At 28.9% G+C, this 11,550-nt stretch carries 10 protein-coding genes and 1 tRNA gene; 3 read left to right on the forward strand and 8 right to left on the reverse strand.

Annotated features, from left to right (window positions below; translation table 11 throughout):
- A tRNA-Thr gene (locus tag N456_RS02125) sits at nt 1–74 on the forward strand.
- 67 nt (nt 75–141) lie between these two features.
- On the opposite strand, the gene N456_RS02130 is transcribed toward N456_RS02125, so the two are convergent.
- The 4 genes from N456_RS02130 to N456_RS02145 all read right to left on the reverse strand — a co-directional run bounded on the left by N456_RS02130 (nt 142) and on the right by N456_RS02145 (nt 4,637).
- Entirely contained in the window at nt 142–882 is a 741-nt protein-coding gene (locus tag N456_RS02130; RefSeq protein ID WP_062053394.1) for a DUF4369 domain-containing protein, read from the reverse strand.
- A gap of 87 nt (nt 883–969) precedes the next feature.
- Nucleotides 970–2,865 (reverse strand): M61 family metallopeptidase, encoded by a 1,896-nt coding sequence (locus tag N456_RS02135; protein WP_148639147.1) that lies wholly within the window; start codon nt 2,863–2,865, stop codon nt 970–972.
- Nucleotides 2,865–3,674, reverse strand: coding sequence for a Cof-type HAD-IIB family hydrolase (locus N456_RS02140; RefSeq protein WP_062053398.1), 810 nt, complete (start codon nt 3,672–3,674; stop codon nt 2,865–2,867). Before N456_RS02140 ends, N456_RS02135 begins: the two co-directional genes overlap by 1 nt.
- 36 nt (nt 3,675–3,710) lie before the next feature.
- Nucleotides 3,711–4,637 carry an alpha/beta hydrolase gene (locus tag N456_RS02145; RefSeq protein ID WP_062053400.1) on the reverse strand — a complete coding sequence of 309 codons (927 nt, stop codon included), beginning with the start codon at nt 4,635–4,637 and terminating at the stop codon, nt 3,711–3,713.
- A gap of 251 nt (nt 4,638–4,888) precedes the next feature.
- Here N456_RS02145 and N456_RS02150 point away from each other — a divergent pair, with 251 nt between their 5' ends.
- On the forward strand, nt 4,889–5,671 hold the full coding sequence (locus tag N456_RS02150) for a S1/P1 nuclease (protein ID WP_062053401.1): 783 nt from the start codon (nt 4,889–4,891) through the stop codon (nt 5,669–5,671).
- Between the two features lie 2 nt (nt 5,672–5,673).
- Here the strand turns inward: N456_RS02150 and N456_RS02155 are convergent, their stop codons facing one another.
- Nucleotides 5,674–6,534 carry a helix-turn-helix domain-containing protein gene (locus tag N456_RS02155; RefSeq protein ID WP_062053403.1) on the reverse strand — a complete coding sequence of 287 codons (861 nt, stop codon included), beginning with the start codon at nt 6,532–6,534 and terminating at the stop codon, nt 5,674–5,676.
- A 208-nt stretch (nt 6,535–6,742) separates the two neighbouring features.
- On the opposite strand from N456_RS02155, the gene N456_RS02160 reads away from it, so the two are divergent.
- Nucleotides 6,743–7,138, forward strand: a complete 396-nt coding sequence (locus tag N456_RS02160) for a hypothetical protein (protein WP_062053405.1) — start codon at nt 6,743–6,745, stop codon at nt 7,136–7,138.
- 111 nt (nt 7,139–7,249) lie between these two features.
- Here N456_RS02160 and N456_RS02165 read toward each other — a convergent pair whose 3' ends face one another.
- From N456_RS02165 to N456_RS25210, 3 genes are all read right to left on the reverse strand, one after another.
- Entirely contained in the window at nt 7,250–7,705 is a 456-nt protein-coding gene (locus tag N456_RS02165) for a hypothetical protein (RefSeq protein ID WP_148639148.1), read from the reverse strand.
- A gap of 397 nt (nt 7,706–8,102) precedes the next feature.
- A complete protein-coding gene (locus N456_RS02170; protein WP_062053407.1) occupies nt 8,103–10,424 on the reverse strand; it encodes an outer membrane beta-barrel family protein in 2,322 nt (773 codons plus the stop codon).
- Nucleotides 10,425–10,515: 91 nt separating this feature from the next.
- Entirely contained in the window at nt 10,516–11,499 is a 984-nt protein-coding gene (locus tag N456_RS25210) for a helix-turn-helix domain-containing protein (protein ID WP_062053409.1), read from the reverse strand.
- Between the last annotated feature and the right edge of the window lie 51 nt (nt 11,500–11,550).

Genomic DNA, 11,550 nt, shown 5'->3' on the forward strand with positions numbered 1-11,550 from the left:
GCCGATGTAGCTCAGCTGGCTAGAGCAGCTGATTTGTAATCAGCAGGTCGTGGGTTCGAGTCCCTCCATCGGCTCTAAAAGAAAAAGTCCTAAATATAGTATTTAGGACTTTTGTTATTTTATAAGTATAGAGATCTATTATTACTTAAGAGAATCAGCTTTTTGTATTCTAATAGCTTCTTTAGTTCTACGATCATCAATATATTTAATTAACTGCTTACCGTATAATGATTTTTTTACTTTAGGGCTTAATGAACTAGCTATAGTATCCAAAAACTTGATATTAGCATCATAAACTTCATTAAGTGTTACGTAAGGAGCTACTTCTAATTTTTTATTAAGTACTGCAAAGTTGATCGTATACAGGTATTTTTGTTTTACTAATTTTTTATATTCTTTATCGATCTGCATCAATTTTTCATCATCTTTCTGTTTAGTAGCCTCAAAATCTTCTTTAATGAGTCTAAGATTTCTTTCATTAAATCTCTTAAGGATTTTTTTATATTCCAGAAATTTCATTTGATTTTTACCACCATTTATTTTTACGTCTTTTTCAAAATCTAGTAAAGAAGTTGTAATTGTAATCTCGCCAGGTTCAGCAAAGAAATCAATACGGTCATTATATTGAGCCCCATCATCTTTATCAAGATATAAATAGTGGATTTCTGGCTCTTTGATTTCTGATGTAAATATAAATTCAGAATTACCGTCGATATGGACAGAATCAATGTTTACTAGTATTGTATCCTGTATTCTCTGTAAGTATACAGTTCCTTTTTTTAACCCTTTAATGTTACCAATAATGGTTACATTTCCTTTTTTGGGAGTATTGCAATTCGTTAAAAGAACAGTTAAGAGTAATAGAATAGAAAAATACCTCATGTATAGTTTTTAATTTTTTTGGTTGGAACCACAAAGATGCAAGTTTTATTTTAAAATGAAGCTGAGATTTTTAAAATCTAAATAATACTAATCATTAATCCACTTTTTTAATAGTGCAATTTGATGTTCGGAAGCTTTTGGGTTCTGTTGTAAAATTATTTTTTCTACAGTGGGCTTAATCATATTAGACTGTAATGTTAGGATAGTATTATTACGTTTAATTTTAAATGTAATCTTATCACCTAATTTCCATTTATTAGAATCTCCAAACAGATCATAAATGTTTTTTAACGTATATTTTTTTTGATTAATACTAATAAGAATATCTCCTTCTAGAATTCCAAAGCTATTCAGAAAACTATTAAAAGGAATATCTGAGGTGAATATAACTTCCTTAGAAGTTTCTGAACCTGCTACAAATGGTTGTTGCTCGAAAATAAAACAAGAAGAAGGTACTTTTTTTACACCATATGATAAGCCTACTTTCTTTAGGTAATATTCATAATCAATAGGAGTATTGTTTGCAACATGTTTTTGTAAAAAATCACTAATTTCTGGAAATGAAGCTTCTTTTATGGCTTTAAATAACTCTTGATCATCAAAAGGGGTGTCACTTCCATATTGGATAGATAGGTTTTTTATAAGACTTAATATCCCATGTGCTCCATTACTTTTTTCTCGCATAATAATATCTATACACATAGAAATTAAAGCTCCTTTTTCATAGACATTTCTATAGTTTTTTAGATAAGGTTCTGTTAATATGTTTTTGCTCATGGTGGTAAAAACTATACTATCATCAAAAGAGGAAGAAGCTTCTATCTTATCGATAATTCGTTCAAAAAACTCCTCTCGGGTAATTAATCCTTGCGTGATTTGGAATAATATCGAAAAATACTCTGTGGTTCCTTCATATAACCATAAATGCTTTGACATTTTTGGAGTATTGTAATCAAAATTATGAATCTCTTTAGAATGTATAGTTAGAGGGGTTACAATATGAAAAAACTCGTGAGAAACGACATCAATAAGTGCTTCATTTAATTTTTTGTTAGATAGTGATTCTGGTAAAACTACTACGGTAGAAGTATTATGCTCTAATGCACCAAAGCCTTTTGCATCATCTGATTTAGAGGAAGAAAGATATAATAGAATGCTATATTTTTTAGTAGAGTTAATATCACCTAAAAAGTTTTTTTGTGCTCTAATCATGCGTTCTATCTGAGGCATTAAACGAGCTGCCCTAGGAGTTGTATTGTTGGAATATACACTGAATAGAATTTCTATATCATTAACCGTAAAAGTAACACTGTCGGGTTTAGAATACATGATAGGGCTATCTACTAGATCAGCATATCTTTTAAAAGAAAAATAATCAATATCATTTTTTGAAGTAGTAGAGTTTTTTGGTAAAGCTTCTACCAATGAGGTTGATGCTTTTAGAAATGAAGGATGTTTGATAAATAAATTGTATTTGTTTTCTTTCATAGAATTAAAATAACCTACAAATGCATATAAGTTTAAAACAAAATTTTTATCCTTTAAAATATTAGATCCTGTAGGAGAAAAAACAGTGTGCTTATCTTCAGAATCAAATGTGTCGTTTACCCAGTAGGTGATTTTATGTAGTTGATTTGCAGTAGCTATTTCCCAACGATTATCTCCATATTTTTGAACAGAAAGAGGGTTTCCCTGAAGATCAAAAGCTTTAAAATCATCAATATATTGACCATAATTATTGTTTTGGTAGGTTCCAGGAACAATTTTTGGTAAATAGTAACTTATAGTATCTGAATTTAAATTACTGACTTGTAATTCTACTTTCACTTTATCATTTATAACATTAACAAGATCAATAGAAGCACGTATGGGAGAGGATGTATATGTGATCGTTGTAGGTGGAATACTCTTACAACTGTTAATCGAACTAAATATGCTGCACGCAAGTATTAGTTTTACTATAATTAGAATTTTCTTTTGCACTAGTATATAATGTTTTTTTGAATATAAGTAGCGACTCCATCTTCTTTACCAGAAAGTGTTATAACATCCGCTATTTCTAATGTTTCAGGTTTTGCATTTGCTACAGCTACACCTGTTCCAACTGCTTGGAGCATATCAATATCGTTATAATTGTCTCCAAATGCAACCACATCAGTAATAGGAATGTTATAATATGTATTAAGTAGGGTTTCTATTGCAGTTAATTTAGAAATACTTTTATGAGCAACTTCAATGTAAGTTGGTTTAGAGCGATACAGATGTAATATGTCTCCAAAATTATTTTTTAAAAAAGCGTATGCATTATCTATGTATGTTTCTTCTCCCATGCACATTATTTTATGAGCTCCTTTATCATCAGCTCTCCATTCTTGTAATATATGTTTCGCTGATTTTACAACGGGGGTTACTTTAGTATTATTTGCCTCTCGGTTTGCCCAAAAATCCATTTCAGGAACAAACCAATCATCATTATGATATAGACTGATATGAATTTGTTGATTTTTATTAAAATCAACAAGTTGCTCTATAACATCAGGAGCTATAAAAGTAGAATGAACTGGTTTTTGATCTACCAAGATTAATCCTCCGTTATAACATATTATAGGTTGATTTTCTATAGTTAACTCTTTTTGTAAATGTATCATTGCACTAGGCATTCTCGAAGAGATTAAAATCACAGGAACAAAGTTTTTAATTCGTTTAATTTCTGAAATAGTAAGTTCAGAAAGTTCTCTTTCGGCATTTAAAAGTGTTCCGTCAATATCAGAGAATACAATACGATGTGGCATTAGTTGATTTTTTTTGTTATACGATTTCTCTATGCATTATTGATTTACAAAGTTAGCGATACCTGCTAAAACTTCGGGTGCTATTTTTCTAAAGGGTTCATTATATGATTTATGATTTTCTAATCGGCCTCCTTTAATTTCTTTTAAGATGTGATTCATATTTTGAACAAATAGATATTCGGCTTGTGGAATTACTTCTTTAAATTTATCTGCTTGTGCTAAATCTACTTGAATGTCTTTATCACCATAGAGGATCATAACAGGAATTTCTAATTTTAGAATCTCTTCGGATGGATTGTATTTGATCCAAGATCTCATAAATGGTTGCAAATCGTATCTAAAAATAGACTCTAATGCGGAGTCATATCCTGTAGCTCTACCATTTTCTTTTAATTGTTTAAATGCTACGGTAGCACTTTTGTCTAGACCAGGCGCTTGTTTTGCAATTTGTTCTATAATTACTTGATCTATTGATAATGCATTTCCGGCTATAGAAATAAAACTATTTGCTCTTCCTCTTGCTGCGATCATACCAATTAGAGAACCTTGACCATGACCAGCAATGATAATTTTATGATACTTTCCCTTTGTTTTAAAGTAGTCTATTGCTGATACCGCATCTTTAATAAAATCATCTAAAGAAATTTCGTGTTCTTTAATTCCTAGACCATCCATTTTAAAAAGTCTTTTGTCATAGCGATATGTGGCAATACCTAATCTGGCAAGTTCATAAGATAATTGCTTAAAAGTATCATTTTTAGACATTCGATCATTACCATCTCTATTGATAGCTCCAGAATCCATTATAAAAATAACTAGAGGAACATGGTCATCAGAATAAGGGGTTACCAAAGTACCCTCTATATACTTATTAATTTTAACCACTGCAGAATTATATTCTTTTTCTTGGGCAATACCCAAAGTAGTAATTAAAATCATAAATAAATAAAATGTACTCTTCATAATGATGTGAATTTATTGATATAATAAGTAACCATTTGTCTATTCTGAATTAAAATGGATAAATGAATAGTGGTAACGAGCCAATTTTTATAGTATCATAAAACAAAAAAATATAAGCAGATAAAACGGTAAATCTCGCAACATATTTTGATTTAAATCCAATAAACATGTATTCAGCTAATAGTTTTATTAATTATTTTTAACGAATCACTAACATACCCTTTTTTATCTTTGTCTCAAAATATAAATAAATGAAACTTCAATATAAATGGTTACTTGTATTATTGGTTATATCGCTATCAGGATTTTCTTCGGATTATGATTGGGGGATGACGGGGCATAGAGTAACAGGGCAGATTGCAGAAAACTATTTGACTAAGAAAGCAAAGCGAAAGATTGCAAAACTTCTTGATGGTCAAAGTCTAGCTCTAGTTTCGACTTTTGCTGATGAAATAAAGAGTGATGAATACTATAAAAGTTACGGTCCTTGGCATTATGTTAATTTTTCATTTGATAAAAAATATGGAGAAGAAAAGCCTAGTGAATATGGGGATTTAGTACAGGGGGTGCAAAAATGTATAGCGACATTACAGGATGAGAATTCCACAAAAACTACTATTGCTTTTTCGATTAAAATGTTGGTACACTTTATAGGGGATCTTCACCAGCCACTTCATGTAGGTAGAGGAGAGGATAAAGGAGGGAATGATATTCAAGTACGTTGGTTTAGAGAAGGATCTAATTTACATAGAGTTTGGGATAGTGAAATGTTAGATTACTATGGGATGAGTTATACTGAATTGTCTGTAAATATGAATACCTTGTCTAAGGAACAGATTAAGGATATACAGAATGGTACAACACTGGATTGGGTTTATGAATCTCAAAAACTAGCAAAGCAGGTTTATGTTTCGGCAAATGTAGGAGAAAAATTAAGTTATAAATATATGTATGATTATTTTCCAATAGTACGTTCTCAATTGCAAAAAGGAGGAATACGGCTAGCAAAAATACTGAATGATATTTTTGGATAACTCTAATTACTAGGAGTAAGTTCTTTACGATATTGCTTAGGAGACATAGAGAAGTGTTTCTTAAATGCTTTGGTAAGATGACTTTCATCTGTGTATCCTAACTGATGTGCAATCTCTGCAATGGTAAACTCAGTATGTAGTAATCGATATTCAACTAATTTTATCTTATACTTTGTAACATACTGATGTATGGATTCTCCTGTTTTTCTCTTAAAGTATGTACTAATAGAACTCTGAGACATATTAAACTTATTGGCCAGATAAATAATTTTAGTAAGGTCATTATCATAAACATGCTGCCTGATATGACTTAAGATCGAATCAATTTTTGTGTGATTAACAGGGATGTTTTTTGGAATAGAGTTATGTTTTTGGGCAATGTTACGAACAATAATACTTAAAATAGTACTTATAGCATTAGAAATGATCTCTTGATAGTATACTTTTTCATTTTTAAACTCTTCTAAGACAACATTATGAATATCCCAAACAATACTTCGATCTTCTTCATGAGATATAACATCACCAGGGATGATATTAGGCTGATGTAATAATTGTTCTATACGTTGTAACCAATATTTTCTATCAGGCAAATTAACTTTACCCGAAAATAAAAGTTCTGTAAATTTAAAATAAGTGAAGTTCGTACGACTTTCAATTTCAAAATGATGAACATCCTCAGGAGCTAACAAAAAAATATTATTTTCTTTATAAGGAAATCTAACATCATTAATGGTGTGATATCCATGTCCTTTTTTAATAAAAATGATTTCAAAATAATTATGATTGTGAGGCTCCGCTTCCCATTCATCAATACAATATTGATGTACTACAAAGGTTTCATGTAAGGTATAACGAGTCATAAATAATACTTTAACATCTTAAAGTTACAAAAATAAAATTAATAAAAGAGTAAATATTTTATACTAGTATTTTTGGTTTATATAATGTAATTACATTGATTTTTAGTATGTTATGTTGGATTTTGTACAAGTAGTAAGTAAAATTATACAAGAATTAATATCGAGGTGAACTTTAGATTTGTAACATAAAATTTCACACAAATCCATCATGAGAATTAGAACTGTTTTATACCGAGTTACTAGAGTTTTATTAGGTGTCTTCTTATCATTATTAGGCGTTTATAGTGTGTATAAATACTTAATACTTATAGAACGAATGAATATTTATTTTGGTGATAACGACTCGTTTGGTATAGATTTTGTTAAGGTGTTTGTGTCATTAATTCCTTTTGGAAAGTTTACAGGAGGATTGTTTTTAACTTTTGGGATTTTTACCAGAAAAGTTTTAATAATTGTTATAGGTGGTTTTTTTGTGTCTATAGTTTTTTTGTGGTATGAAAATTATCTTATCTATGCTCTTATTTCTTTGATTTTATGTGGTATAGCCATATTATTATTGAAGAGTAATAATTATGATAAAGACTCATGTAATATTATGCAGTAAAATATATAACTTCTTTGCAGAGAGGTAACTCATAATACATAATATTGTTTTTTTGATTGAATATAGAATGCCTTTATAAGTTTTTATAAGGGCATTCTTATGAAAAATATATTATGATTGAGTTCTGATAGTTTCTTTTTTATCAGATGTACTAAACGAAAAACGTTTATTCGATGTTGTTGGTTTCATAAAACTTATTTTTCTAAAACGTAGTGCTGTCCAGTTTTTATCAATAGAAACTTGTCTCACCGGTTTTAGATTATAATCGCCTAAAACACCCCAACCATAATTTCTATTAATTTCTGAAATGTCTTTATTAGGGTATGCAAACCATAGTATTGCATCTCCTATAAGTTTAGGGTATACTGTTTCTATTCGATTTTCTATTTGTTTTTTTTCAGTAACAAAAATTAATGCAAAATCAACTTCTGATAGTTGAATCAAAGATTCTTTAATAATTACATCGTCTAAGCAGTCTAGTTCTTTACAAAATCCTTCAGGTTCATTAAGGATTAATATTTCATCTAATGTAGGAGGGAGTTGTAATTTTTTGAATAGCGGAGTCATGAGAATGAATTTTAAAAAAATTAGAGTCTCTTAAAGATACAAAAAAACTATCATTTTATGAACTCATTAATTGTTAAGATATAGAATAGGTTGTTTTAGATACATATATTGATTATTAGGTGTTTATAAGTAATTAAGAAAAGAGTTTTACGATTGTCCATAACCCGAAACTCAAATATATTACATTATGAAAATAGTATTAAAGAATGCCATTATTGGTGCTTTAGTACTTACTATAGTAACGTTCGTTTTTTATGAGAAAGGATAACTAAATAATTCACAAACTATCAGGTTGGAGATCGTGTACTATACCAAGGATAGTTATTCAAGAAAATAGCACTTCTTTCTAAAAAGAATAATTTTAGAAGGGAGGGTGTAGATATATCATAGAGCATTGTTATAATCTATTTAGATTATCGTCTACATTTTTATTTTTAAAAATAGATTTCTTTAAAGTATTAAAAGAGTATGTTATCGAAAACGAAATTTCTTTTGCGTTGACATAGAAAAAATTATCAGAAGTGATATTGTTAATTGTATATGAATCCTTATAATTCATATTCTTAAATATATCATTAGCATGTACAGTGATATTGAATTTCTTTAAAAATGTTGTAGAAAAGGAAGTTCCTAAAATGAAAAGCGAATTTCGTTTAAAAATCCCTTCATTACGACTCGTTAATCCCCAAAACTGTATTCCAAAAGTTGTTTTTGAAGCGATTTTAAATTCGTTATTTGAATGATAATACAAATATGGATGTACTTTTTTATGTACTGCGGTAACATCCTTAATGTTATTATAAGTTAGTGTGGCAGTATTGGTGGTATTCCAAAACCGATATGTATTTGTATTCCGTAAACGGATACGATATCCAGACTCTTGTCTAAAATTTTCTGGGGATGAGATAATTTTGTTTACTAAAGGATTAAATTTTACACTATAGAAGATAGGGTTTTTGGAATAAAAGTAGCTAAGGTTTATTTCCGATTTTTTTAAAATAAAACTACTTGAGACTTCTTGGGTTAGTGTAGGTTTTAAGTTAACATTTCTAGAGAATTCAACAAAAGGGTTGATAAATGTGCTAATGGAGCTAGCGTTTAGATAGCCAGGACGTTGTATTGTTGTAGTATAGTTTAGTGTAATAGTTTTAGTGCTATCAATAGGAATTTTTATGGTTGTTTTAGGGAATAATTGTGTTTGTTTTCTGTCTATTAATAAATCTAAGCTGTCTCTAAAACTACCTGTAACTATATTGGTTTCTGATCTAACTCCTGCAGTATACTTAATTTTATTAATAGTTCCTGATAGTTCAATATAAGATGCATATAGATCTTCATTATAATCATAAGTAGAAATTATAGACGTATCAGTGTTTTTTTTTGATTTAAAATCAGAGAAAGCAAGGGCATCACTATGAGATAGGTTTCCTCCAATATCTAACTTCATGTGATCATTCACTTTTTTTTCAAAATCTATTTTTGCAGCAAAAACACCTATTTTATAAGATTGATTACGATCCTCGGATGATTTGATTTCTATTTGATTAATGGTATTAGAAATTTCGTTCTTTAGATTTCTAACGTAATAAGAATATTGTGTGCCAAAAAATATAGAGCTTGTTTTAGTAAATTTTTTATTGAAATTAATGTTACTACTTATAAAATTTCTAGATTCTTCATCTAAGCTTTGGGTTAAGATTAGGTCTGTCTTTGTATCTTTAGTAAAAAATGAAGTCGTTTGCAAAGGAAAATTACCAGACTGAGATCTTAGATTGACTTGAACAGAGATATACTCATCAGTGTTTAACTGATAAAAAATACCACTGCCGGCTATAAATTGTAGCCTAGGGCCTGTTACAGTTGTTTTTTGTTGTGATGTAATATTTTGAAAAGGTATTATGAGTTTAGAAGCAGCACTTTCCCAAAACCCTAATTGATTATAGTTAAAGTTAGCTTTTAGTTCTAATCTGTTTTTTTTAAAATTAGAATTAAATCCTATATAATTGCTAAATTTTCTTTTAAAAGAAGCTATCTCTGATATCGTAAAAGAGGATCCATCAATACGATTGTGTTTTTGTGTAATTAGAAGTAAACTTCTTCCATCTGCATCATATTTTGCAGATGGATTATCGATGATTTCAATACTTTTTATATGCTCTATAGCTATTGATTTTAATTGATCAAAATTAATTCTTTGATTATCTAGATAAATTAATGGGTTTCCTTTTCCTATAATTGATATTGATTCTTGATTTGAACTAATTTGTATTTCGGGAAGTTGTGATAATATTGCTATAGGAGAGGAGAGTGATTTAAAAATAGAATTTTCTAAATTGATTTTGAGATTACCATCCTTTAAACTGATGGCTTTCTTTTTAGTTTTTAGGGTGATTTCATTTAAAGTAATAGTGTTATCCTTAAGAAGGATTTGAATAGTTTTATTGCTATCAATTTTTAAACGTTTTATTTTTTTTTGATACCCCATACTAATTACAGATATCTTATATTCTCCTGCTTTAATGTTGTTAAAATTAAATGCTCCTTCAGAGAGGGTAGTATGTTGAACAGGGTTTTTATTTTCTAAAAAAAAGAGATACGCATCTCCCGTTTTTATTAGAGCGTTATTTTGATCTGTAACAGTACCTGATAATTGATATAATGGTTGCCCATATCCTATCGATGATACTATTAAAAACAGTAGACAATATGTTTGCTTCATTATAGTTTTATTTTAGAAGCAAATAACTATCGAAAATTGATGATAACTACTATGGGATGATGCTGAATAAGGTACTAGTACCGGTATGATTTTATTTTTTTAATAATAAATCTTGTCGATTACTAATGTTTAATTTGCTGTAAATGTTAGTGATATGTGTTTTTACAGTACTTAGACTAATAAATAATTCATTAGCAATCTCTTTATTACTTTTTCCACATACGATAAGATCTTTTACAGCTTTTTCTTGTTTACTTAATGGTATAGGCTTGGGGATAACTACTTTTTTTCGTGATTTTATAAGAGTTAATGAAAGTATAATGATAAGCATTACTCCGTTAGTCCATAAACTGATGTGATACTTTTGAGTAGTGATTTGTTGATTGAGTATCGCTAATTTGTTCTCTAAGTATGCATATGTTGATGATTCTAACTCACTAGATTTTAGTTCTTTTAAAAGACTTATGTAATATTCTGGGTTTGCTTTAATGTCTTTATCTAATAGATTCTGATCATCAAGTTTTTTGATACCAATAAGTTTTACTAATAAAATTTGTAATGAATCTTTTACATAACCTTTAGTTTCTAAAAGGTATTTTTTTGTGTCAAAATCAGAGGTTAAGTTTTCATATTTAGCTTCAAAATTTTTCAATTTTTGCCACTCACGATCTGCATTATTGTCAGTAGTGTATGTTGCAAATAGTTTTTCTTCTTTGTTAAAAAAGATAGTATCATTTTTAGAGACAATAAATAGCCTGAAATTTTTTATAGTAGTAGAGAGTCTTTTTTTTGTTTCAGCAGTTAAGGGATTGAGTTGTATTTTATAAATATGATTTTTTTCTGTAAACAGGTTTTTATCAAACTTAAAAAAACCATCTTTTTTTAGTGGAGAGGATGCAATTGGTAATGTTGTATAGGTATTCGTATTTCCTTCAAAAATAACTTTACTAAGATATACTTTGTCATCCCATTGATTTGGTTTTTCTATAGTTACATATCCCGAAACACAATTTTGACCAAATAGAGATATGTTAAGGAAGAGTAGGAGTATACTAATATAATTAGATCGTTTCATACGTATTGTTATAGAGGATCATTACGAATGTAAAAGTTTTGGGATATAAAA

It is taken from the genome of Aquimarina longa SW024 (assembly GCF_001401755.1).
Lineage (GTDB): Bacteria > Bacteroidota > Bacteroidia > Flavobacteriales > Flavobacteriaceae > Aquimarina > Aquimarina longa.